Below are 23441 nucleotides of genomic sequence, written 5' to 3'. Positions count from 1 at the left end.
AATCCGGCCAACCCGGCGAGCAAGGCCGATCTCGGTATACTCCTTACCCGGATAGGCCGCGCGGAAGAGGGGCTTGAGTCCATGCGCGATGCCCGGCGCATTGACCCGTATTTCGGGCCTTCTTGGCAATCACGTCGTTGTTTGCGCGTGGTTCTCGGAAAACATCGGAATACCCGTTCCAGGTTCGGCCGATGTGGTGCTGGGCTAAGTCGCTGCTAGATGTTGAACGGACCATGCAATGTGAATTGCACGCCCTGGCGATCGGGTGGCGCCACCTCTGTCTCGCGGTAGCCGTAATGCTGAAGAAGACGATCGATCGCTTTCTGGGCTTGCTGAAATGGATTCTGATCGATGACCAACGTCATTGTCCTATCTCGCAACATGCCGCGCGTCTCTGTTGTAAGCTCGTGGCCCACGAAGATCGGCACAGACTGCCCCGAAACCTCGTGCAATACCTTTCGGATGGCTTCATGGGCGGCCCCCGCATTGTAGATCCCGACTATATCCGGATGCCGGCGGACTGCTTCCGAAAGCAGGCGGCCCGACAGCGCTACGCTGTCTTGTCCTTGGACGATGTCAGCGATGTGTATGCCAGGATTCTCCCTCTCCAGGATAGTCCGCAGGCCGCGGATCCGCTCGGAATGCGATTGGATCCGGAAGTTGTGACACAGAACAAGGATCGGGCCCTGCTGCCGGATCATCTGGCACAAGAAGAAGCCAGCCGTTTCGCCCGCCATGAAGTGGTCTATCCCGGCGTAAGCCAAACGCCTGGAGGACGGCAGATCCGAGATAACCGTGACGACTGCCACGCCCGCCGCAGTGACCGCGTTGACGGCCTCAACAACGATCTCGTCTTCGGGCGCGTAGATAACGACCGCGTTGCAGGTCGTGGCCTTCAGCCTAGCCGCGATATGAGCAGGCTCGTCATCCGCGAGCAATGTTCGTTGCACAATGATCGAACGGTCGAGGCTCCGGCCGATGTGTTCGAAGGCTTCAGCCATCCTAGCTATGAGGGGCAGCTCGCGCCGATTGAGCAGGACCTCGATGCGAAGTCCCATGTGATGTGACGGAGGCAAAATACGCTTCAGACCAAGCCGCCTGGCCGCCTTCAGCACGACCTGTGCGGTTTCCGAGCGGACACCGCCGCGTTCGTTAAGCACCCGGTCGACGGTAGCCACACCGACCTCAGCGAGAGCCGCCACATCCTCCATCGTCGCCCGCTTCCGGTCGAACTTGGCGTTCTCATGCCGCTTCATCAGCCGCGCCCCGCTGCCATGGCAATGATGGGAAACCACCACCATTTGCGTGGACGTCCATAGGCCAGAGCGATAGCGTTAGGCAACGGAAACAAATTACCCTCAAAGGGCCTCCGCTTAAAATACGCGCGAATTGTTTCAAGGATTGGGAGGCATAATGGGCCACGCTCTCGCGGGACGATACAAGCTCGCCAGTCCGGTTGCGGAAACGGAAGACCTTCGTGACGGAGGGTTCGAGGCGCGTGTCGAGGAGGCATGGTTCTCGGCAAAGGTTGACCGCAAGGCCCTCAAGGCCCTGATGCGACGGTCCGACAAGGAATCCCTCCGGCATTTCGTAACGTGGCTGGGATTTCTCGCATTTTCGGGCACCGTCGCATTCCTCACCTGGGGCACGGTCTGGTGCGTGCCAGCATTCGCGCTCTACGGCGTGCTCTATGCAGCCTCCGACCATAGTGCCCACGAGCTGTCCCACGGCACGCCGTTCAAAACACGCTGGCTGAATGAGGCCCTGTACCACCTCTCTGCGTTCATGACGCTGCACGAGGGTGTTTACTGGCGCTGGAGCCACGCACGGCATCACACCGATACGCTGCAAGTTGGCAAAGACCCGGAGATCGCCGTTCCCCGGCCGCCAGACATAGCTGGCATGCTACTCGATGTCTTCTACATCAAAAGCGGCTTTACTCAACTCCGTTACATTTTGAACCATGCGATGGGACGCTTGTCGGAGGATGGCAAGCATTTCGTGCCGGAGCTGGAGCGTGGCAAAGTCCTCTGGCTCTCGCGGCTCTATGTCGCCATCTTCCTGGCCGTAATCGTTCTTTGCATCGTCACCCACAGTATTCTGCCAGCGATGTTCGTGTTCCTGCCGCGATTTTATGGAGGATTTCTAGCGCAGCTTTTCAACATCACACAGCATGCTGGCCTGGCCGAGGATATTCGTGATCACCGCCTGAACACGAGGTCCTTCTACATGAACCCCGCTTTCCGCTTCCTGTACATGAACATGAACTATCATATCGAGCATCATATGTTTCCGATGGTGCCGTTCTACAATCTCCCGCAGCTGCATGAGATGATCAAAGACCAATGTCCGGTGACGTATTCCAGTCTCTGGACGACCTATCAGGAGATCATCCCGGCGGTTAGACGGCAGGTTAGCGATCCATCCTTTTTTGTCCTGCGTGCTCTCCCCGAGGAGGATCGCCCTTTGAACGTGGCAAATGACTCTGGGCGACATCTCGCCGCGTGATACTCGGGCCACGTAGCTTGAATCCGCTTCATGATGGTCAGTGGATAGGCAGCAGTGACGGCTGAATGATGTGCATAGAGTTGGGTTAGCAAAGATGTCTGACCTAGCTGTGCCTTAGTTCAATCAAAATCCGTCCTCCGGTGCTCACCGAACGAGGACGACAATGGGAACCAAGAAAATGAAGTCTTTGAAGAAAGCTCTCCTTTTCATTTCTGCTGTTACTATTTCGGCGGCCGCCGCTGCGCTTCCAACGGCCAGTTCGGCGTCGGGTCCACCGAGATATACCTTTGCGATTATAACCCACGGCCAGCCTGGCGACACGTTCTGGGACGTTATCCGCAAAGGAGCGCAGGCCGCCGCCCTAAAGGACAACGTCAAGTTGATCTACCTTGCCAATCCGACTGGATCAGGGGAGTCGCAATTGGTCACCAATGTTCTGCAGCAGCATGTGGATGGCATCGCCCTCACGCTCGCTTTTCCTCTGGCGATGTGCACCGCGGTCAAACAGGCGGTCTCGCAGAATGTCCCGGTCGTCGCCTTCAACGCGCCCGGAGACAACTGGAAGCAGATGGGCGTGATGTCCTATATCGGCACCGATGAGACGAGTAGTGGCATGGCTGTCGGCGACCGGCTGAACGCGGCCGGTGTCACAGCGGCACTTTGCATTGATCAAGAGCAGGGAGCCATCCAACTGGAAGATCGCTGCGACGGAATTCAGAAGACATTTAAGGGCAAGCTATCGACCGTCTATGTGCCCGGCTACGATATGGCGAGCGCGCAGTCCCGGATAACGGCAAAACTTCAACAGGATCCAGCGGTCGGTTTTGTCGTCACTCTCGGAGCCGACTTCGTGCCACCCGCGCTCCAGGCGATCAAAATCGCCAACAGCAAAGCTCAGGTTGGCACATTCGGCTTAGACCCGCGTGCGATCACACTTATCGAGCAAGGTAAGCTGCAATGGGCGATTGATATCCAACCTTTTGTTCAGGGCTACGAGTCCATCGATTCGCTTTGGCTCTACAAAACCAATGGTAATGTGATCGGCGGCGGTGGTCCACTGCTGACGGGGCCGACCTTCGTGACAAAGGAAAACGCGGCACAGATCGGGCAATTTGCCAAGCAAGGAACCCGCTGACATCCTGTAGCCTAAAGGAAGATGCACATGGCCGCCGGATGGATCGAAGGGCGTCTATTCCTAGGATAGCTGCAGGCCGGGAGAGTCTATCATGATCCGGGCGCGAGACCGGCGACAGTCTTCTTCTCTGATGACGGTCGAATTCGCGGACGCGCGTTCAGCATGCCGACAATGATAGCAAGCCCCGCTAGGAAGCGCTGGAGCCAGAACGTTGGAGTAGCTGTTGACCAATGATCATGCGATGGGCTCGGTTTCCCCGAGAATTTAAGCGGCGAGGGAAGCGCCTATCGAAACCAGAGGGAAGCGCGATGCGGATCGGGGTTGTCGGATACGGCACCGGGGGGCGGCATTTTCATGTGCCCTTCATCCAGGCGGCCAGAGGGGTCGAACTTGCCGGCATTGTGGCGCGGGCGCCGGCCACGGTCGAACGAGCGAAGAGCGACCTGCCGGGCGTGAGCATCTATCCAAGTCTCACGGCGATGCTCGACGCCGGCGTCGATGCGGTCACGATCAGAACGCCGCCCCAAACAAGACGGGCCTTGGTGCTGGAGGCGATCGCGGCGGGTGTGCCGGTCATCGCCGACAAGCCTTTTGCCCCCGATGCGGCAATCGGCCGGGAGCTCGACGCGGCCGCGAAAGCCAAGGGCGTGGTCCTCAGCGTGTTCCATAACCGGCGGCTCGACGCCGATGTCCAAACGCTGCGCAAGGTGTTGGACGGAGGGCGTCTCGGCGCAATCTGGCGCATTCATTCACGCTTCGATCTCGACGACCCGAACACCTTGGAGGCGGGGCCATTTGGCGGCTTACTCCGCGACGTCGGGAGCCATCTCGTTGACCAGATCCTGTGGCTGCTCGGGCGTGCGACCTCCGTCTACGCTCTGCTGGACGTTGTCGACCGCCCGGAGGGACCGACCGACGCAGGGTTCGTGCTGGCGCTCCAGCATGAAAGCGGCGTCCGGTCCCACTTGTCGTGCAGCAAGCTCAACCACCTCGCAGTCCGCGAGTTCCGCGCTTATGGCGAGGCGGGTAGTTACGTGTCATCGGGAACGGACGTGCAGGCGCAGGCGATCTTTGCGGGCCGTCGTCCGGCGGATGACCTCGCGGGCTGGGGATTCGAGAAACCCGAACTTTGGGGCACGTTGCGAACCGCCGCGGGGAACGAGCGGATACCATCCGAGCAAGGCCGCTATCACGACTATTACGAAGCGTTTGCCGAAGCGGTCCGGGAAGGGGGCCGCCGCCGGTAAGTGCCGAGGAAGCGATTGCCACCATCGCCGTCCTCGACGCCGCACGCGTCAGTGCGGCTGAGGCGCGTGTCGTCTCCATCTAAGTCTAACTGAGGGCAGCGTGCGCGACGAATTTGTTGTATTATGCGGCCCGATCGGTCCGAACGCCGTGCCGCTGATGCGGCCATCGCAGATCCTCAGCATGTCTTTGACCCTGGCGCGCGGGAGTTTTTGGGATCGGCAATAAGCCGCTTCCGGCATGCCGGACTCACCGCGTGACCCGATATTCTTCAACACGAGCATATCGTCGGCGCACGCGCCGAGATCCGGATGGTCGATGCGATTGGCGAGATCATCCAAGGATGATAAATCGCCAATCGTAATCGCGCTTCGCCGGACCGGCCGTGGCTGGGCCGGCGGCGGCTTTTCGACGTCGCCCGTGATGATCTGGCTCCATTAGATAACTAGCTTCGTGACGACCCCACCTCCACTTATTAGAAATTATACTTGTCAATATTGCTTTCGTCGAATGTCGTAAGTTCGGCTTGGGTGTTGATGATATGATCCGGCCCGATGGTAACCGTGCCAAGGCCGGGGACCTCAAATGTCGTGCCCGGCGAGTTCTTGATCGCGCCGCTCTTCACGCCTACGGCGAAATAAGCCGTGAGAAGTCCTTCGTTGTAAGGGCTCCAGAGCTGGATCGCGTGCACCGTACCGTCCTTGATGAAGGGGCGCATCTGATTCGGTGTCCCAAGGCCGGTTAACGTGATCTGCTTCGCTTTGCCGGCGGTCTCAATGACTTGCGCCGCAGCCGCCACTCCCACAGTCGTAGGCGAGATTACTCCTTTCAAAGTCGGATACTTCTGAATCAGCGCTTCCATCTCGGTGGTCGACTTCTGCGGATCGTCATCACCGTAAGCGATCGTCAGCAGTTTCATCTTAGCGTATTTAGGATTATGGGCGAGCACATCCTTCATCGCCGCGATCCAGGTATTTTGGTCGGGCGCATCGGTCGTGGCTGAGAGAATGGCGATGTCCCCCTTATAGCCGATCTCAGAACCAAGCAGCTCCACTTGCCCAGGGCCCGTCTTGGTGAAGTCGACCGGAAGAATACCGGCATCGCGATGTTGAAGGTTTCCAACAAGATCGCCATTGACTGCGAGTACAAGAATGCCGCGCTCCCGTGCGCGGTCGAGCACTTGGTTGAGGGCGTCCGGGCTGTTTGGCGAGATCGCGATCACGCTGACGCCGCGCTGCGTCTGCGCTGTGATGAACGGGATCTGGGAAGTCGCATCAGCCGTAGCGGGGGCCTGAGCGTCGAAAGTGCAGCCAAGCTTGGCACAACCGTCCTGAAAGCCCTTCTCGAGCGAATCGAAGTATGGATTGCCAGTGTTCTTTGGGATGTAGACGATGGAAACCTTATCAGCAGCGTGAGCAACAGCCGCGCCCGCTACCGCGAGTCCCAGCGAAAGTCCGAGCTGCGTTAATCTTTTGAACATAAGTCCCTCCTGTTACATGCTGAGCCCCGGCAGCGCCCGCTATGCTTGGTTGCGAGAGTAGATCAAATTAGTAGAGATGATTGACACGATCAGCAATAAGCCCATCACGGTCAGTTGGTAGGTCACCGGAATATCGGCGATTGTCATACCAGTCGCTATGATAACAAGCAGCCAGGAGGCTATGAACGTTCCAAGAATCGTGCCGCGCCCGCCGAAGATATAAGTCCCACCGAGCATTACGATCAAGACCATTTGAAGCTCGCCGCCTGAGGCCAGATCGTACCGAACAGACGCAAGCCGCGATGTGGCGATAAGCCCGCAGATCGCGCTCACGACGCCCATGCTCACAAACAGCATGAACTTTATCCGCCTTACCTTGATGCCGGCATAACGCGCGGCGACCTCGCTCGTGCCGATCTGATAGATTTGGCGACCCAAGATTGTCGTGCCGAGGACCACCGCAAGGACAATCGAGGCGAAGATGAAAATGAGCACCGGTATTGGCACGCCATAGAGCTCGCGGTAATCTACACCGACGAACCAGGTCGGGAATTTGCTGATCGACCTGTCACCGGCAAGAATCTGGGCGAGGCCCCGATACATGGTGAGCGTGCCGATGGTCACCATAAGAGATGGCAGTCTTAGCCAAAGCACCATAAAGCCGTTGAAAGCGCCCATGACGACGCCAGAGACGATGCTAATAACCATCGCCAAGCCAATTGGCACGCCCGCCTGAAAGGCCGACCCGAACAGACAAGCAGATAGCGCCATCATAGCGGCCGGCGATAGATCGATCTCGCCGGATATGATCACAAGGGTTAGAACCAATGCGACGATCGAGAATTCGGAATAATAGGTCGCACTCTCAAGAATGAAGCTCAGTGAGTCGAAGAACCGTGACAACAGCGAACCGACGATAATAGCCGCGACCAGGAGGACCAAAGTCATAGTCTCTGGACGCATGAGAGTAGCGCGCCAGAGTGGCTTGGACGCATCCTGTGAAGACGCTGAGGGAGGCAGGTTAGTAGTCATGCGGCGTCCCTCGCCAGCAAACCCTTGAGCCCGCCCTGGCGAACGCTACGGTCAATCACGAGCGCGAAGAGAATCACCGCGCCATAGATGGCGTTCTGCCAAAACCCCGACACTCCCAGGACGGGCAATGCCACGCTTACCGCACCGAGCAGAAGTACGCCGAGGGCCGTGCCCCCGACGGAACCGACGCCCCCATTTATCGATACGCCGCCGATGACGATAGGAGCAATGACCGTGAACTCGAAACCGACACCAGTGATGCCCGGATTCACGTAGCCGAAGCGTGACGCGTACAGTACTCCCGCGACCCCGGCCAGTGCACCAGAGATGACGAAAACCAATATGGTAACGGGAGCAGCACGAATGCCGCGCAGCGGCGCCGCGGTTGGGTTGGACCCGATAGCATAGATCTGTCGGCCGAGGCGTGTGTGATCCAGAAAGAAATAGGTTGCCAACGCAATGACGCAGGCGACGATGATGATCCAAGGAATTCCAAATATCGGAGAGGTTTGGCTCATTCCGATAATGTCGCGTGGGATATATTGCGGATCCACCTGTCTTGAATCCGAGTAGAAGAATAGTAGTCCCCGGTAGAGGCTGAGCGTTCCCAGTGTCACGATGATCGACGGCAACCGGAAGATCGTCACCACCAGCCCGTTTACGAGTCCTAGGGCAGAGCCCGTTGCCAGTGCCGCAACGACGCCAAGAAGGACTGGCAAACCGGGGTGATCGCGCCACAACATGCCCGCGACGATCGAGGAAAAGCCGAGAATAGAACCGATGGAGAGATCGACATGCCGGGCGACAATCACCATCATCTCACCCATCGCCGCGATCATGACCAGCGGCACAGCGAGTAAAACGATCCTCAGCGTCTCGGAGGTAAGAAAGCGCGGCTGAAGCACCCCAACGAACAGCGAAAATATGACGATCATTACAATTATGCCGGCTTCGCGACGCCTTAGGAGAGCGATAATCGTCATGCGGCTGCCTGGGCGTCGCCTACAACTTTGCGGCGAGGCACGGCCGCATGCATCACGCTCTCCTCGGTTGCGTCACCGCGGGCAAAATCGCCGGTGAGCTGGCCCTCCGACATCACCAGAACCCGATCGCTCAGTGCAAGCAGCTCGGGCAATTCCGAGGAGATGAGGAGGATCGCTCGCCCCGACGCCGCCAGCGCGCCGATCATCTCGTAGAACTCAGCCTTGACGCCGATATCGACACCGCGCGTCGGCTCATCCAGAATCAGTATCTTCGGGTCCGTCAGCAGCCAACGTGCGAGAATCGCCTTTTGCTGATTTCCACCCGAAAGTTCACCGATGGGTTGACGAGGAGAAACAAGACGGATCATCATTTTCTTGACCGAGTCCAGGGCGATCGTGCGTTCCAACCCGTGTCGTATGAAACCCTTTGGCGCAATCATTTCAGGCACCGCGGCCGTGATGTTTTGCGAGACGGGCAGCGTGCGGAATATGCCCGCTACGGCCCGATCTTCGGGGACAAAGGCCAATCCCTGTGCCACCGCATCCGCTGGCTCCCTGATTTCCACCACTTGACCGTTAACAGCGATGGTTCCAGAGGCAGCCGGCGCGACCCCGAAGATCGCCCGTGCGACATCTGTCCGCCCGGCGCCGACCAGTCCGCCGAGGCCGACGATTTCACCTTTGCGAATCTCAAAGCTGATATTTTCGAACCGACCGGGCAGTGTCAGCCCCTCGACCGCGAGCGCAACCTCGCCAACCGTCGTTTTGTGCTTGGGAATGTAACCCTTCACCTCGCGACCGATCATCAGCCTGATGATCTCAGCGTCCGTAAGATTCTTCGTCTCCTCAGTGGCGATCTTATTGCCGTCGCGAAAGATCGTAACGCGGTCGCAGAGCGCTCGCACTTCCTCCAACCGATGGCTAATGAAGACGATCGAGCGGCCCTCATTTCTAAGTTGCCGAGAGATGCCGAAAAGGGTCTCGACCTCCTTTGGGGTCAGCGGCGCCGTAGGCTCATCCATGATGATGAGCTTGCTTTCGCTGGCCAGCGCTCGCGCGATTTCCACCATCTGTTGGTCGGCGATTGAAAGTCCCCGCATTGGCCTGGTAACGTCAATCATGATTCCGAGCTGCGCCATCAAACTGTTGGCCTCGCGCTTCAGTTCGGCCCATCGCACGCGGCCGAGTGGCTTGCCGTCGTCCCTACCGAGGGCAAGATTTTCCGATATGGACAAGTCCGGAAACGAAATCGGCTCCTGGTGTATGAGGGTAATGCCGAGCTTCTGTGCCGCCAGCGGGCTAAGCACCTCAATCCTCGCATTGTTGAGGAGCAGAACGCCCCGGCTGGGACGGTGAACGCCGGCGACGATTTTGGCAAAGGTCGATTTGCCCGCACCGTTCTCCCCAAGAAGGGCGTGGATCTCGCCCGCATACAGGTCTAGATCGACGTCGCGAAGCACCTCCACACCGGCGAACTGTTTGGTGATGCCGCGCGCCGATAGGAGAATGGCTCGGTCGGCGGCGCTTTGGCCACCGATTGATTGAGTAGAGGCGCTCATGGGACCGGCGCGTCGCTATCGATGAGCCCTTGCAATTTGAGATCCACCCAAAAGTCGGCCGGGATTGGCGCCATAAAGGACGCGACATTCTGTTCGACCTCGCTGGGTTTTACCGCTCCGGGAATCTCGGCAACGACGGCCGGGTGTGCGAGAACAAACTGCAATGCCGCAGCGGGGAGCTTCACGTTGTGGGTTCGGCAGGCCGCCTCTATTTCTCTGACTCTTCTTCGCACATCTTCCGGCGCGTCGGCATAGGCATATTTCGCGGCAGCGCCGGAATCACTGACAAGAATGCCCGATGCGAAAGGCGAACCAATCAATACGCTGACGCCACGTTTCACGCATTCAGCCATCCCGGTATGAAGGCTCGCCTGATCGATCAGCGTATAGGGCATAGCGACCAGAACGAAATCGAGGTCCACGATAGGAGCGATCGTCTCGAACGCTTCCTTAGTATTGACGCCCATCCCAATCGCGCTGATCTCTCCCCGCCGCTTCAGCTCCTCAAGGGCCTTGATTCCGGAGGTGACGAGACTGCGCTTATGGTGGCCGATTTCCTCTTGATGAAACAGGCTGTCAAGGTCGTGGATGACCAGCGCGTCAACTGTGTTTATGCCTAGCCGCATCAGGCTTTGCTCGTACGAACGCATGAAGCCATCATAGCTGTAGTCGAAGCGGTGTTGGAACGGCAGGCCACCCTTCCACATCGCGGACTTGAAGGCGGGCGGGTCAAAAGGGCGTTCTAGTACGCGCCCGACCTTGGTGGTCAACACATAGTCACGGCGTGGCCGATGCCGCAGCCCGAAGCCAAGACGGTGTTCCGCAAGGCCGAGCCCATAAAAGGGTGCCGTGTCAAACAGCCGAATGCCCGAATTCCAAGCTGCGTCGATCGTCGCTAGCGAGTCCGCTTCGGTTACAAGACCATACAACTCTCCCAGATGTGCCGAGCCAAAGCCGAGGACCGGAACCGAGAGGGACGTCTTGCCAATGCGGCGACGCTCGAAATCCAGCGGCATAAGGTCAACTCCCTCGGAACTGATTGACTTTTCTAATTGAACCTTAGGTCGCGTGGCTTTGCAGGTTGTCAGACAGAGACCTGTTTGGCAAGATTCAAGCGGCTTAGTCGTGGAGAATTGGAGCCAGATGAAGTCGCTGCGGCTGTGTGCGAGTGGGAGATGCGGCAATCAGCTCTCAACCAGAAAAAAATCCCGGCTACCGTTTAAGCGCTAAAATCATCGAACTGGATAATGACTTTGCCGGCGCGGCCGCTCGCGGTTAGTGCGTAGGCCTCGGCAGCCTGAGAAAGGGGGAAACGGTCGGTGATTATACGATGCGGCTGGAGACCCCAGTCATCTAGGTCCTCGCAGCATTGGTCCATGTTGTGCAAGCTGGTGACCCAGGACCCGATCAGCGTGCGCTGCATATGCATCAAGTCCTCGCTGACGTTGAAATGCACATCTCCCATTTCGCCGATATAGACGCAGCGGCCCCATTCATGCGTCGCCTGTAACGCGAGCAGCCGGCCGAGCGAGCTTCCTGAACAATCGAGACTGACATTCGCTCCCCCATGCGTGACTTCGCGGATCCGCGCCAGCGTGTCGGCGCCGGCGATAAAGCCGTGATCGATTATGCCGAGCCGTTTCGCCGTGGCGATGCGCTCCGCCTCGATATCGACTCCGATGCGGAGCTTTGCGCCACGTCCGCCTGCCAGCAGCAGTGCCGCCATACCGACCGGACCCAGCCCGACGACGAGCACACGATCGCTTCCTGAGACGCCACCACGGAGGATGCCTTCGTAGGCGGTCCCGACGCCGCAGGAAATGAAACAGCCGTCCTCGTAAGTCAGACTGGGCGGCAGATGAACTAAGTCACGCTCGTCGGCCAAGAGATACTCCGCATGGCCGCCGTCGCGCTGCCAGCCATAGGCTGCCCGCTGTGGATCCGTGCAACTGATCTGGAAGCCCTTGCGGCAATTCCGACAGAACCCGCAGCCGCTGATGTGATACACTGCCACGCGATCGTGGTGTTTGAAATGGCGGCAGCCGGGACCCAAATCGATGACCTCGCCACTTGGCTCGTGGCCAGCGACGACGCCACGATAGGCGGCGGCAGCCTCGCCACCCTTATGCTCGTGGTAGATATAGTGAATGTCGCTGCCGCAAATTCCCGAAGCACGCATGCGGAGCAGCACTTGGCCGATTCCAGGCTGAGGGATCATGATCTCCCTTAGCTGAACGGTCGAATTGCCAGGAAGGTAGGCAGCGAGCATCTTGCTCATCAGCGTCAGCCCTTATCTTGCATCGGCGAATCCAATTCAGACATGCCGACCAGAGCGGCGCGAGGCCGCGACGTTAAGAAGTACGGCGACCACGATGATGACGCCGCGCACAACGTCCTGCACGAATGAATTTATGCCATACAGCACTAGCCCGTCGCCAATCACTGTAATTGTTAGGACGCCGAGCAGGGTGCCCAGCATTGAACCGCGGCCGCCCGAAAGGGATGTGCCCCCCACGACAACGGCCGCAATCACGTCAAACTCCAGGCCGGACGCCGCCCCCGCATTTCCGCTGCCCAGCCGCGCCAGCAGCATGATGGCCGTGATCGCGGCCATCAACCCCGAGATCGCGAAGACGAGGATACGAATACGCGTTACGTTGATGCCGCATAGATGTGCCGCGTTGGCATTCCCGCCAACCGCATAGACGGAACGGCCGAAAGCAGTCTTCCGAGAGACAAACACGAAGACTCCGAATAAGATCACCATGACAACTGCGGAGACCGGTAGGCCGAAGACGTTGTCGCCGATCCAGTCCAGCGTGTCGTTGTCGTCGAAGGTTACGGGAAGCGCATTTGTCATGAACAGTGCGAGGCCACGCAGCGCACTCCACAATCCCAGCGTCGCCACAAAGGACGGCACGCTGAAGATCGCGCGTAACACGCCTGCCAGACTGCCGAGACATAGACCGAGAACGACACCGCCGATCAAGGCAAAAGGCAGCGGCACAGGCACTTTCATCAGAAACGCCATGATGACCGCTATAAATGCAACCATGGGTCCGACACTGATATCTATCTCGCCCGCGACGATCACCAAGGTCTGCGCCCAAGCGGCGATGCCGATGGTCGCGCCGTCACGCAGGATGTTCACCTGGTTGTTGGCGCTCAAGAAGCCTGGGGACAGGGCGCCAAACACGCCATAGAGAATTACGATGATTGCGAGCAAGCCCAGCTCGTTCATATGTCCCGCTAACATCCGCCGCGTTTCGGCGACGCCCCTCGGGGATACAGTCGGTACACTCATCGTTATTTCTCTCAGCCGATGCATGCGGCAAGCAACCGCTCCGCATCGATCGACGGAGCGATGTGTTCCTCGGCCATCACACCGTCGCGCAGCACCAGGACACGGTCGCAGACCTGGTCGAGTTCCTCGATTTCACTCGACACGAACAGGACGGCGCGCCCCTCCGCTGCGAGCGCGCGGATGATATCGTAGATCTGAGCCTTAGCTTCAATGTCCACGCCGCGCGTCGGCTCATCGAGCAACAGGATACGTGAGCCGGCGTGGATCCAGCGCCCTATCACTACTTTTTGTTGGTTGCCGCCTGAAAGTGTGACGATTGGCGTTTCCAGACGAGCAGTCTTGACGTGAAGACGTTCGACCACTGTCCGCGCCGCGCTCTCGACTGCGGCTGAGGACAGGACGCCGCCTCGGGTCACGCGGGAAAAGTCGGTCAACACAATGTTCTCATCGACGCCGAGAAGGGGGACAATGCCGTCCTCCTTGCGGCTTTCTGGAGTATAGCCGAACCCGCGCTGCATCATACCCTTGTAACTGGGTTTGGCGATCTTCTCATCGCGGACCCGGACGCTGCCTGCACTCTGGAGCCGTAGTCCCATGACGATCTCAAGGAGCTCGGTGCGCCCAGAGCCGAGCAGGCCGGCAATCCCTAGCACCTCGCCCGCGTGCAGATCGAAGGTAATGTTGCGCAGCTTTGGCGGCATTGCGATCCCTTCGACAGAAAGCGTCGTTTTGCCAATGGCAGAAGTATGCGCCGGCCGCGCCTGCTCGACGCGGCCCAACATCATCTGTATGATATCCTCAGTTCTCGCCCCCGCAACGGACAGGGTTGATGCGACGCGCCCGTCCCGCATCACTGTTGCTGTATCGGCCAGACGGCGGATCTCGCTCATGCGGTGGCTCACGTAGAGAACCGCAGCGCCAGCGGCGGCCGCCTCACGCACCGCGTTGCAGACCTGATCGACCTCAGCGGCGGCGAGCGAACTCGTCGGCTCGTCGAGAATGACCAGATGAGGGACACCCAAAAAGGCCCGGGCGATCTCCACCATCTGTCGCGCCGCTGGGGCTAAGGTGCCGGTGAGTAGCCGGGGATCGAGCGACAAGCCCAGCCGGCGCAGGGCTTCTCGCGCCTGCTCGGCCATCGCCCGATGATCGAGCACGCGCCGACGCCGCGGCCAATTACCAAGGAACATGTTCTCCGCTATGGTCATGCTCGGAACGAGGCTGAGTTCTTGGTAGACGGCTCGAAGCCCGCGCTCCGCCGCTTCCCGGGTCCGCCTTTGACCAAACTCGACAAAAGGCTTGCCGCTGAGCAAGACCTCGCCAGAGTCCGCGGACTCGGCACCCGTGAGCAGGCGGATGAGCGTCGATTTTCCCGCACCGTTTTTCCCAAGAACGGCGCGGACTTCCCCGGGCATCACGGAGAAATCGACCTCGTCTAGCGCGATCACGCCAGGATATCGTTTGGTTGCCGAGCGAAGTTCAGCAACTGGCAACTGGGCTCCGGTCATGGGCCGTATTCCACTCCGGTTACAATGCTGCGCTGTGGGCGCCGGTCCCGGCGAAACATCCATTGGGTTGCGAGCAATACAGCCCTTTCACCGCAGGCATGATCATCCGGGCAAACGAACAAAATCGGCCATACCGAGCGTCGGTGTCCTCTTATGGCAAGCCATCTTTGTGGCTTTCGAGCCAAGCCGTAGCTTCGGCAGGCGTCGTATAAAGATCAATTGGTACGGGAATTAGGGTTGCGGCGCCCTCTTTCCCCTGCAGGGCCAGCAGAGCCGCCTTAAATGCAGCGCGCCCAATAGTTTTACCCGAAACGTCAACCTCACCTTTCAGGACTTCGTGGCTGACCAATTCCCGAGCAATATCCGAAGTCATATCGCTCCCGAAGACGACCGTTTTCCCAACACGACCCTGACTCCGGACCGCCTTAACAGCGCCGAGCGTCGCGCCACCGGATTCGCCAAAGAATGCATCAAGATTGGGGTTAGCCGTAAGCACGGTCTGGCCCACCGACATTGCCTTGTCGAGAACGGTACCCTCCTGGTTCGAAACGATCTTCGCCCCCGACAGCCGCCCCATCAGGGCTTTCTCAAAGCCCTTGCGGCGTTGCACGCAAACCTCGACGAATTCACAGTTGAGCACGGCGAAGGTGGGGTTTTTGTTCCCGGCGCTCTCGAAGTAATCCGCGGCAGCACCGCCCAAGCGCTCTCCAAACGTGAATGGATCACCCACCGCATACGCCGCAACATATTTCTTCATAGCGTTCGGTTCGATGCAGGTATTGTAGCAAACCACCGGAATACCAGCGCGAGACGCCCGACGGACAGCTTGCACAGATCCATCCGCCGAAACGGCGGAGAGGATGATGGCTTTCACGTTAGCCGCTATGAGCGTGTCAACGAAGGCGCTCTCTTTTGAAACATCGCCACCCGCATTTGTTTCCAGGAGATCAATCTTTTGACCTTGGCTTGCGGCTTCATCCTGGACTCCTTTTCGGACCCCCGCATAGAATCCCTGCGAGTCGAGGTAGATCGCCCCGATCTTGGTCTCGGCTGCCTGAGCGATACATGTTGATATCGCTAGAAACCCCAACGCCACTGTTGGAATAAGACGATTCATAACACTGCTCCCTACTTGTTGGCGGTTTTGCCGCTTCAAACATGTTCCTTACCTCAAAGAGACAAACGGCTCGTCGAATGAGCCCTGCTCCTCAGCGGCTGCTCTGCTTCGGTATGCGGGCATGGCTTGGTAGAACAACGCGCCATGCCCCAGCATTCGGCTAAGGATTCATGCAAATCATGGTCTTGATCTCATCCGGTAGCGGCTTGAGCCAGCCGTCTAGGGCATCGGAAAGGGGCAACACTCGACTGACGAGCGAGTCCGCATCGATCTGCCCGTTTTTTATCGCCGCGATGACTGTAGGCCATGTGAACTTATACCGCATTACACCATGGATAGTCACTTCACGCTCGATGATCGCAGACATGGGAAGGCTCGCGACCTGCGCGCCGACGCCGATCAATACGGCGCGGCCCCCTGATCTAACTTTCAGACAGCCGTCGTGGCGGACGGATTCTACTCCGGAGCATTCCATAAGAACATCGAATTGCTCATCCACATCGGCCAGGTTGCTCGTGGTCCGAGCGCCAAAGGTTCCTGCGAGTTGGCGGCGCCCTGTATGGGGCTCGACCACAACAATTTCTGTCGCGCCTGCGGCTCGTGCGACTTGAACCGCGAACTGTCCGACTGGGCCGCCGCCGGTCACCAATACGCGCGATCCGAGATGAATAGCACCCTTCTCCGCACCTGCCAGGGCGACGGAGATGGTCTCTACCATGGCCGCTGCGTTGTCGCTCACGCTATCGGGAATTTTGAAGGCATTTTGCGATGGAACGCAGAGATACTGCTGCATCGCACCATCGGTTCCGGGAACGCCAAAGAATTTCTGAGTAGGGCATATATTGTAATTTCCTTCGAGAACAAAGGGGTCGCCCGGGGTCGGCATGAGCGGCTCGACTGCCACACGATCATCCAGCCGCTGGGCGTCCACGCCGTCGCCAACCGCCACAATCCGACCGCCAAATTCGTGCCCGAGCACCACCGGGGAAGTAACAATCTCGCTGCCGCACCGACCATCAAAATAAAAGTGCTTGTCCGAACCGCAGATCCCCACCGCACCGATCTTCAGTAGCACTTCTCCAGCCTTCGGCACCGGGACCATGCGTTCGGCGAACTCGAAGTGCTCCCTGCGCTTGAGTATGAGGGCACGCATAGTCTTAGGAATTGTCTCGCTATTGCGCCGCATCTAGACCTCCAATTGTCTTCCCTAACTCGCTCCGAAAGGCACATCATAAATTGCGACAACCAAGGCTATATGACCTCGATCTCCACCCCGAACAGGGTGGTCATCTTGCGCAATGCGGATACGTGGTGACCTAAGCCGAGAGCAGCATGGTGGGTCGGTCCGGTCGCCGACCACTCGTTTACAAAATGCCGCACCCCTTGTTTGAAGCGAACGCGGGCATTAGTATCGCCGAGCTGCAACGTCGGCCCGGCCTCGACTTCTCCCTCCGCAGCGACAAAGATATAGCAACCAGCTTCACGTTCGGTGAGCGAAAGAAGCGTTACGGGGCCTGGTCGCACATCGAACTGGGCGACGTATCCGCTGCCTGGCTTGCCATGAAAGACCGAGACCTGTTTCAACCGCGCTTTGCTCTCCGAGATAGCGGGGTCGGCAGCCCCGCTATGGCCGATGAGGCAGACATCATCATTGAAGTCCATGCTATAGAGCTCGGCAAGAGTGGCGCTACCCCCGATTGACTTGAGCAGCGTCATGGCGATAGCAGTTTTGACATCTGCCTCCACGGGGCATGCGATGCCATCCCGCATAAGCACCGAGAACACGGGGTTTGACACTCTCAGTATTCGCGCGAGGTCGCCGGACGGCGTCGTTTCGAAATGGCTAGCGAGGGCGATCAGCTGCCGCGTGTAAATGAGGCTCTCCACTGCGAGCAAAACCGTCGCGACCTCTCGAACGTCATCGGCAGGGTTTACCTCAAAGATGTCGTGGATCCGGTCACCTGCCGACGCTAAAGCATCTGTAGTCAGATCTCCTCGAAGGCGTTGCTCGATGTCCTCCCACGTTAAATGGAGCACTTGTGAGCCGAACCGGCGTAGCAGGCGAGTCTCGTCAAGGTTGAGATCCATCATACCTGGGTAGGGCCGGCCCAGCATGCCGATCTGCCCAGACATGAGTCGAGCCTTGGCGACCGCTGCCATGCACCACTCCCGCAGTTCAACATCGAATGCAGTATCTCCGTCAAGATAGCCGGTAAGAAGCGCGAACGGCTGCGCGCAACGTCGTAACACCGCCGTAAACTCGGGAAGTCCGGCGCAAGTGCAGCCGGCGCCTAACCAGTCCTGAATGCCCTTCACCTCGGCTAGCAGAAGAGCGGGGACGGCTTGTGCGTTGATGAGCAGGACGGGAACGCCCTGCATGGTTTGTAGGAGATGGAGCAGGCAATCCGAACTCGCATAGGTTGAAAGGTGGCAGATCAGGAGATCGATCCTGTGCTGGGAGAATACTGCGGCAGTGGCGCCGGCATGTTCGATTGTGTCGATCATGCCGCCGCGCACGACCGCGCCCTCCGGCATTTTCGCGGCCAGAAGCTCGTGGTGTTGTAGAAGTGTATCCCGCATGCCTGGGAATTGCGGCCAATAGGCGGCGAGTCCTACCGCAAAGAGTCCGATATTTGGGCTCATGACACCTCCGCCACCATTATTGGGCCTGTGATTTCGACTAACAAACCTGAGCAGTCTCCACGCCGATGAGTTTGCCTAGTTTTTCGATTTTTGAAGCGAGGCGACCGACCCCGACGGCGCAATGATGTGCCGGACCTTGGGCATTCCAACTCTCGATGAAATTGCGAGCGCCGCGAGGGAACCGATACCGGCTGTTGGTGTTGCCGATCTCCAACTTTGGGCCATCGACTGATTCGCCTTCGGCCACCACAAACTTCAACCGACCTTGAGGCGTTTCAGCGATCGACAGAAGGGTCACGGGACCGCTTCTGACAGACATTTCGACCGACAATCCCTTCCCTACCTTCCCATGAAAAACTGAGAGCGGTCGTACCTTTGTGCGACCCTCCGCAATGGCGATATGTCCAGGTCCATCATGCCCCATCAGGACGGCATCGGCATCCCAATCGACGGCGTAGTATTCTGTGAATGAGCCGCCCGCACCGAAGCTATCCATGATTTTCATGGCCTGGGCATTTTTTACCTCATACTCGCCGGCAACAGGAACGCCTTTTGCCGTTAACAAGGAGTTGCCGAGGATAATCGAGGCGATCGCAGTTTCATTCTCTGGATTGCCAGTTCCTTTGTAGTAGTAGGCGAGGGATCCGAGGGAGTAACGGTCTACTAAACAGTCAAGGGCAATGGAGGTGCGCGCAGCAGCCTCGAGATCAGAAGGCGAACAATCTGGTTGTAAATCGAATTCTTGCGCAAAAACTGCGAGACGGTCCTGTATGTCCGATGAGCTCACCGTGCGTCTGAGTGCTGTCAGCTCCTCTACCTCGAGAAACTCAATATGAGTGCCAAAGACGATAGACTGCAATGTGACGTCGGAGTAGATGTCGAGCATCCCGCTATAGTAGTGACCGAGGAGGCCTAGCCGGTTGTGGGACATGACCGAAGCAACACGAGCGGCTTCAATCCAGTCATCGACCTCCTGCCAGCATGCGGGATCATCGTGCAATTTTCCGGTGACTTGGTAAAAGGGGATGCCGGCGCGTAGGAAGACGTTAGCGATTTCTGGCACGGGACATGCGCCGCAGTGCGCAAGCCACTCCCCAGTCATAGCGGAGCGATCCCCCAGCGCGTTGAAGCTCGTGTAGTCGATCGAGCTCTCTGGAGATAGGTTCAAGATGATTATCGGCACTCGGGCGCGGCGCACAACAGGCAGCACGGTAGAGGAGAGTGCATAGGTTGTGGCGTGTAGAAAGATGATATCGACATCAGCCTGCCGGAACTGGTGGCCAGCCTCGACTGCCCTTTCGGGATTGTCGACCAATCCTAAATTGACGATCTCGATGCCCGGCCGTTCCAGTATCCCAGCAACTTGCCGCAAGTACCCGTCCAGGCGATCTTTTAGACCGGAAAACTGCGGCCAATAGGTATCAAGTCCAATCCCGAACAGGCCAATGCGCGTCGGCAGCATGACGCTCCTCCAATTTTCATCCATAATATGCTGATTAATCTCTGGGGGAATAGCCCGTTTACATATAGAAGTTAGCGCGAAACATATAAAAATTGCCAGGCAGGCGGCTATGGGTGCAGAGGGGAGAGACTATTTCGTTTATCTCTCGGAGAATCGGCTCTGCGCGGCCTGGGGCTGCACCGCGTCGTCCTCCGGTTACACCGAGATCAAGCCGGGCATGGTCTATCCGCCAGTTCGTCATCCAGATGATCATCATTTCGATTGGGAACGAGGCCGCATCTTGCAGGCATACCAGATAATTTTGGTGAGCGCGGGGCGTGGACGCCTGCAATATGGACCCGCACACTCCGTGATGGAAATCTCGGCGGGGAGCATCATGCTGTTGATGCCAGGGATTTGGCACCGGTACTCACCCGACGACCGAACTGGATGGACTGAGCATTGGATCGAGTGTCGAGGCTCAGCATTCGACTTTGCAGCCCAGGCCGGTCTTGTTGGACCTGACCCAGTCTATCGTTCAAATGCCGATATAGACGGCGCATTTGAGACAATCCATCATCTCGCCCGGGCAGACGCAAATGCGAACCAGCCGGTTCTCGCGACCCTCGGTCTTCAGCTTCTTGCTCATCTAGCTAAAAGCGCCGAGTCGTCCGCCCGAAACAACTCCTTTCTGATCCAAAAAGTCACCCGGAATATGCATTCTCGGTGCTCGGACCCCGAGAGACCGGAGACTTTGGCGCGCGAACTGAACCTCAGCTACTCACACTTTCGTCAAATGTTCAAAGAGCACACGGGAATCAGTCCAAAGCGTTATCAAATCACTATTCGAATGCAGCGTGCTCAGGATCTTCTGGCAAATACCAACAAGTCAATTAAGGAAATCGCCGCCATTTTAGGTTTTAACTCGGCGTTCCATTTTTCTCGGCAGTTCAATGAGCTGTACGGCACGTCTCCTCGAAACTGGCGTGCGCATCTACATCCCGCCGGGTCGTGAGCAGAGCTGCGAGGGCCGCCGCGAGCTAGCGAGCTCGACCTGATCAAGCCGAAGCTTCTAAAGAGCGTTTATCGGCGTTTAATCCGGATGTCCGGTGGCAGGGCTTCCCAAGAACCGTTTCCGTCAGGCGAGAGCCGATGGCAGGGTCTCGCTGTCCTTAAGTATTGGACAGGACGTACGTCCCGGAAATCGGCCCAGCTTGTGTGGGGCAGTAGAGAGAACCAATCTGGCCGTGCTGGATCCCGAGGCTCTTATCATTGTAAAAGAGGCGTTCGTGGCCAAGCCGATGCAGGCCGCGAGGGGTTTGCGATCTCCATCATTCATCTAGGACAAGCGTCAGGCCGACCCTTGCCGCCGCATTCATGATGTGCCGGGCCATGGCTTCGCGCGCCTCTGCGGGAGATTGTCCAAGGATCGCGTCGTGAATCTTTTCATGCTCGGCGATTGTTATCCGGATGATCGCTTCCACCTCAGCGCCCGGCCTCCTGCGGGTAGCGAATATGCTTTCGCGCATGTGCTCGGAGACGAAGCTGACCACCTTTGCGATATAGTCATTGCCGGTCGCAGACGCGACGGCTCGATGAAACTCGAGGTCGGCATCCACCCCTAGATCGCCGTTCCATTCCTTTCGCATGTGGTCAAGGGCGATGGTGATCGCGGCGTGCTGCTGGGGTGAACCGCGTTTAGCCGCCAGACCCGCCGCGCGAGTTTCGAGCATGCCGCGCAGCTCGAAGACGTCATTAAAGAGCGCTCGATCGTTGATAATCTCAGGATCAATATGCAAACTCGGAATTGCCGCATCGCGAACAACAAAGGCGCCGACACCCTGGCGCGATTCAACGACGCCGTCCGATCTTAGCCGTGCGATGGCCTCACGAATTACGTTGCGGCTGACGCCGAAACTGCCCGCGAGGACTTGCTCTCCCGGCAGCCGATCGCCGAGCTTGAGGCGGCCCTCGATAATCTCACGCTGGATCGCCTGTACGACACGCGAGGGTAGGTAGGGCCTGCGGTCAAGCGTGTCGAGTTTCATGGATTTTTTGTCTCGGCCTCGGTCACACCATTCGACCTGGGTTCATCAGGCCGGTTGGATCGAAGACCTTCTTGATGCCACGCAACAGGGTGGTGTCGAGCGCCGTCGAGCGGCTGAGAAAAGCGTCACGCTTGACCCGGCCGATCCCGTGCTCTGCACTAATCGACCCGCCCAGCTGGTCGACGATCTCGAAAATGATGTTCTCACAACTACGCAGAAGCGTGGTCTTGGCGCTTTCATCTAGCGTCGCAGGCGGGATGACGTTGAAGTGGATGTTGCCGTCGCCGAGGTGCCCGAAGGCGATGGGTATGACATCAGGCCCGATCCGACGCAGGTCTGCATCTGCCGTCTCAAGGAAAGCAGCTATAGACGAGATCGGAACCGAGACATCCGTCCGCAGGTGGCGGCCGCGCTGCACCTGCGCCTCGATCATGCCCTCGCGGATGCGCCAGAACTCGGAGGCTTGGGCAACATTCGCCGCGATCGTGCCATCGCTGACAAGATCACTCGCCATGGCGCCTCCGAGAAACTGCTCGATCAGGGATCTCAGATCCACTAGGCCACTGGCCGAGGTTTCCATCAGTATGTAGTAGGGTGATGGTGTGCGGAGCGGATCGCGCAAACCCGGCATTACGCCGAGTGCTAATTCGACCCCGCGGCGCGGCAAAAGCTCAAAGGCCGAGAGAAGGTCGCTGAGGTCGCGCCTGGCGCGCCCCAACAACGCGATGGCTGCCTGCGGTGATCCGACCGCAACTAAGGCAGTCTCAGTCTGGTTGGGCTTCGGAAACAGCTTGAGGCATGCTGCTGTCACAATGCCCAACGTTCCTTCGGAGCCCAAGAATATTTGCTTGAGATCGTAGCCCGTGTTGTTCTTGCGCAGCTTGCGAAGTCCGTTCCAGATGCGGCCATCCGGCAGCACAACTTCCAGCCCCAGGACAAGATCGCGGGTCATGCCATAGCGGATAACATTGATGCCACCGGCATTGGTGGCAATGTTACCGCCGATCTGGCATGAGCCCTGAGCGCCAAGCTGGAGCGGAAACAGACAGTCCCTCGCCAAAGCCGCGGCGTGGATGTTTTGGAGAATACATCCCGCTTCCGCGATCATAGAGAAATTGACTGCGTCGATTTCCCGGATCGCATTCAAGCGTTCTAGGCTTATCACGACCTCGGTTCCATCGCCCGAGGGCGTCGCGCCGCCGACGAGGCCCGTATGGCCGCCTTGGGGCACGATTGGAAGGCCCCGCGCCAAACATTCTTGGACCACGAGAGCGACCTCGGCCGCCGACCGAGGACGGATAACCGTACGCGCTAATCCTTTGAGGTCGCGCGACCAATCCGCGAGATACCGCGCACGATCGGCGACCGGAACGACAGTGGCCTCATCACCCAGTAGGCCTGTCAGCGCATCCACGGTGTTTGCCCTCTCCGGGATTTT

General features: G+C 58.4%; 20 protein-coding genes. 4 read left to right on the top strand and 16 right to left on the bottom strand.

The window, feature by feature from the left end; all coding sequences use genetic code 11:
• Nucleotides 1-215: 215 nt before the first annotated feature.
• On the bottom strand, nt 216-1256 hold the full coding sequence (locus tag GSQ92_RS11610; protein WP_158803561.1) for a LacI family DNA-binding transcriptional regulator: 1041 nt from the start codon (nt 1254-1256) through the stop codon (nt 216-218).
• Between the two features lie 157 nt (nt 1257-1413).
• Here GSQ92_RS11610 and GSQ92_RS11605 point away from each other — a divergent pair, with 157 nt between their 5' ends.
• From GSQ92_RS11605 to GSQ92_RS11595, 3 genes are all read left to right on the top strand, one after another.
• Nucleotides 1414-2508 carry a fatty acid desaturase gene (locus GSQ92_RS11605; RefSeq protein WP_158803560.1) on the top strand — a complete coding sequence of 365 codons (1095 nt, stop codon included), beginning with the start codon at nt 1414-1416 and terminating at the stop codon, nt 2506-2508.
• 163 nt (nt 2509-2671) lie between these two features.
• Nucleotides 2672-3643 (top strand): substrate-binding domain-containing protein, encoded by a 972-nt coding sequence (locus tag GSQ92_RS11600; RefSeq protein ID WP_254066605.1) that lies wholly within the window; start codon nt 2672-2674, stop codon nt 3641-3643.
• 308 nt (nt 3644-3951) lie between these two features.
• On the top strand, nt 3952-4890 hold the full coding sequence (locus GSQ92_RS11595; protein WP_216850196.1) for a Gfo/Idh/MocA family protein: 939 nt from the start codon (nt 3952-3954) through the stop codon (nt 4888-4890).
• 48 nt (nt 4891-4938) lie between these two features.
• Here GSQ92_RS11595 and GSQ92_RS11590 read toward each other — a convergent pair whose 3' ends face one another.
• From GSQ92_RS11590 to GSQ92_RS11530, 13 genes are all read right to left on the bottom strand, one after another.
• The gene (locus GSQ92_RS11590; protein ID WP_158803720.1) at nt 4939-5172 is read right to left on the bottom strand and encodes a dihydroxy-acid dehydratase; all 234 of its coding nucleotides are present in this window, start codon (nt 5170-5172) and stop codon (nt 4939-4941) included.
• 191 nt (nt 5173-5363) lie between these two features.
• Nucleotides 5364-6368 carry a substrate-binding domain-containing protein gene (locus GSQ92_RS11585; RefSeq protein WP_158803559.1) on the bottom strand — a complete coding sequence of 335 codons (1005 nt, stop codon included), beginning with the start codon at nt 6366-6368 and terminating at the stop codon, nt 5364-5366.
• 39 nt (nt 6369-6407) lie between these two features.
• Nucleotides 6408-7331, bottom strand: a complete 924-nt coding sequence (locus tag GSQ92_RS11580) for an ABC transporter permease (RefSeq protein WP_159013475.1) — start codon at nt 7329-7331, stop codon at nt 6408-6410.
• A gap of 65 nt (nt 7332-7396) precedes the next feature.
• Nucleotides 7397-8383, bottom strand: a complete 987-nt coding sequence (locus GSQ92_RS11575; RefSeq protein ID WP_158803557.1) for an ABC transporter permease — start codon at nt 8381-8383, stop codon at nt 7397-7399.
• Nucleotides 8380-9942 carry a sugar ABC transporter ATP-binding protein gene (locus tag GSQ92_RS11570; protein WP_158803556.1) on the bottom strand — a complete coding sequence of 521 codons (1563 nt, stop codon included), beginning with the start codon at nt 9940-9942 and terminating at the stop codon, nt 8380-8382. The genes GSQ92_RS11575 and GSQ92_RS11570 overlap by 4 nt, the downstream gene beginning before the upstream one ends.
• Nucleotides 9939-10958, bottom strand: coding sequence for an aldo/keto reductase (locus GSQ92_RS11565; RefSeq protein WP_158803555.1), 1020 nt, complete (start codon nt 10956-10958; stop codon nt 9939-9941). The genes GSQ92_RS11570 and GSQ92_RS11565 overlap by 4 nt, the downstream gene beginning before the upstream one ends.
• A 203-nt stretch (nt 10959-11161) precedes the next feature.
• Nucleotides 11162-12220 carry a zinc-binding dehydrogenase gene (locus tag GSQ92_RS11560; protein WP_158803554.1) on the bottom strand — a complete coding sequence of 353 codons (1059 nt, stop codon included), beginning with the start codon at nt 12218-12220 and terminating at the stop codon, nt 11162-11164.
• 36 nt (nt 12221-12256) lie between these two features.
• Nucleotides 12257-13246 (bottom strand): ABC transporter permease, encoded by a 990-nt coding sequence (locus tag GSQ92_RS11555; protein ID WP_158803553.1) that lies wholly within the window; start codon nt 13244-13246, stop codon nt 12257-12259.
• 11 nt (nt 13247-13257) lie between these two features.
• On the bottom strand, nt 13258-14754 hold the full coding sequence (locus tag GSQ92_RS11550) for a sugar ABC transporter ATP-binding protein (RefSeq protein WP_159013474.1): 1497 nt from the start codon (nt 14752-14754) through the stop codon (nt 13258-13260).
• A gap of 151 nt (nt 14755-14905) precedes the next feature.
• Entirely contained in the window at nt 14906-15871 is a 966-nt protein-coding gene (locus tag GSQ92_RS11545) for a substrate-binding domain-containing protein (RefSeq protein WP_158803551.1), read from the bottom strand.
• Nucleotides 15872-16031: 160 nt separating this feature from the next.
• Entirely contained in the window at nt 16032-17057 is a 1026-nt protein-coding gene (locus GSQ92_RS11540) for an alcohol dehydrogenase catalytic domain-containing protein (protein ID WP_158803550.1), read from the bottom strand.
• A 65-nt stretch (nt 17058-17122) separates the two neighbouring features.
• Nucleotides 17123-18406: a hypothetical protein gene (locus tag GSQ92_RS11535; RefSeq protein WP_216856811.1), complete on the bottom strand. Its 1284-nt coding sequence runs from the start codon at nt 18404-18406 to the stop codon at nt 17123-17125.
• 145 nt (nt 18407-18551) lie between these two features.
• Nucleotides 18552-19976: an arabinose isomerase gene (locus GSQ92_RS11530; protein WP_159013473.1), complete on the bottom strand. Its 1425-nt coding sequence runs from the start codon at nt 19974-19976 to the stop codon at nt 18552-18554.
• 109 nt (nt 19977-20085) lie between these two features.
• Here GSQ92_RS11530 and GSQ92_RS11525 point away from each other — a divergent pair, with 109 nt between their 5' ends.
• Entirely contained in the window at nt 20086-20970 is an 885-nt protein-coding gene (locus GSQ92_RS11525) for an AraC family transcriptional regulator (protein WP_159013472.1), read from the top strand.
• Between the two features lie 316 nt (nt 20971-21286).
• Here GSQ92_RS11525 and GSQ92_RS11520 read toward each other — a convergent pair whose 3' ends face one another.
• Both GSQ92_RS11520 and GSQ92_RS11515 read right to left on the bottom strand, forming a co-directional pair.
• Nucleotides 21287-22003 carry a FadR/GntR family transcriptional regulator gene (locus GSQ92_RS11520; protein ID WP_158803546.1) on the bottom strand — a complete coding sequence of 239 codons (717 nt, stop codon included), beginning with the start codon at nt 22001-22003 and terminating at the stop codon, nt 21287-21289.
• Between the two features lie 22 nt (nt 22004-22025).
• Nucleotides 22026-23417, bottom strand: a complete 1392-nt coding sequence (locus GSQ92_RS11515) for an FAD-binding oxidoreductase (protein ID WP_216856810.1) — start codon at nt 23415-23417, stop codon at nt 22026-22028.
• Nucleotides 23418-23441 lie beyond the last annotated feature (24 nt).

The sequence above is a fragment of the Acidisoma sp. S159 genome (assembly GCF_009766125.1).
Taxonomy (GTDB): Bacteria; Pseudomonadota; Alphaproteobacteria; order Acetobacterales; family Acetobacteraceae; genus Acidisoma.
The sequence above is the reverse complement of the archived record's forward strand: the minus strand, read 5'-3'. Positions and strand labels throughout refer to the sequence as shown.

Excerpts from the sequence above, each read along its gene's own strand:
- GSQ92_RS11610 (WP_158803561.1), bottom strand. The coding sequence starts at position 1,256 with ATGAAGCGGCATGAGAACGCCAAGTTCGACCGGAAGCGGGCGACGATG.
- GSQ92_RS11605 (WP_158803560.1), top strand. The coding sequence starts at position 1,414 with ATGGGCCACGCTCTCGCGGGACGATACAAGCTCGCCAGTCCGGTTGCG.
- GSQ92_RS11600 (WP_254066605.1), top strand. The coding sequence starts at position 2,672 with ATGGGAACCAAGAAAATGAAGTCTTTGAAGAAAGCTCTCCTTTTCATT.
- GSQ92_RS11595 (WP_216850196.1), top strand. The coding sequence starts at position 3,952 with ATGCGGATCGGGGTTGTCGGATACGGCACCGGGGGGCGGCATTTTCAT.
- GSQ92_RS11590 (WP_158803720.1), bottom strand. The coding sequence starts at position 5,172 with ATGCTCGTGTTGAAGAATATCGGGTCACGCGGTGAGTCCGGCATGCCG.
- GSQ92_RS11585 (WP_158803559.1), bottom strand. The coding sequence starts at position 6,368 with ATGTTCAAAAGATTAACGCAGCTCGGACTTTCGCTGGGACTCGCGGTA.
- GSQ92_RS11580 (WP_159013475.1), bottom strand. The coding sequence starts at position 7,331 with ATGCGTCCAGAGACTATGACTTTGGTCCTCCTGGTCGCGGCTATTATC.
- GSQ92_RS11575 (WP_158803557.1), bottom strand. The coding sequence starts at position 8,383 with ATGACGATTATCGCTCTCCTAAGGCGTCGCGAAGCCGGCATAATTGTA.
- GSQ92_RS11570 (WP_158803556.1), bottom strand. The coding sequence starts at position 9,942 with ATGAGCGCCTCTACTCAATCAATCGGTGGCCAAAGCGCCGCCGACCGA.
- GSQ92_RS11565 (WP_158803555.1), bottom strand. The coding sequence starts at position 10,958 with ATGCCGCTGGATTTCGAGCGTCGCCGCATTGGCAAGACGTCCCTCTCG.
- GSQ92_RS11560 (WP_158803554.1), bottom strand. The coding sequence starts at position 12,220 with ATGAGCAAGATGCTCGCTGCCTACCTTCCTGGCAATTCGACCGTTCAG.
- GSQ92_RS11555 (WP_158803553.1), bottom strand. The coding sequence starts at position 13,246 with ATGAGTGTACCGACTGTATCCCCGAGGGGCGTCGCCGAAACGCGGCGG.
- GSQ92_RS11550 (WP_159013474.1), bottom strand. The coding sequence starts at position 14,754 with ATGACCGGAGCCCAGTTGCCAGTTGCTGAACTTCGCTCGGCAACCAAA.
- GSQ92_RS11545 (WP_158803551.1), bottom strand. The coding sequence starts at position 15,871 with ATGAATCGTCTTATTCCAACAGTGGCGTTGGGGTTTCTAGCGATATCA.
- GSQ92_RS11540 (WP_158803550.1), bottom strand. The coding sequence starts at position 17,057 with ATGCGGCGCAATAGCGAGACAATTCCTAAGACTATGCGTGCCCTCATA.
- GSQ92_RS11535 (WP_216856811.1), bottom strand. The coding sequence starts at position 18,406 with ATGCCGGAGGGCGCGGTCGTGCGCGGCGGCATGATCGACACAATCGAA.
- GSQ92_RS11530 (WP_159013473.1), bottom strand. The coding sequence starts at position 19,976 with ATGCTGCCGACGCGCATTGGCCTGTTCGGGATTGGACTTGATACCTAT.
- GSQ92_RS11525 (WP_159013472.1), top strand. The coding sequence starts at position 20,086 with ATGGGTGCAGAGGGGAGAGACTATTTCGTTTATCTCTCGGAGAATCGG.
- GSQ92_RS11520 (WP_158803546.1), bottom strand. The coding sequence starts at position 22,003 with ATGAAACTCGACACGCTTGACCGCAGGCCCTACCTACCCTCGCGTGTC.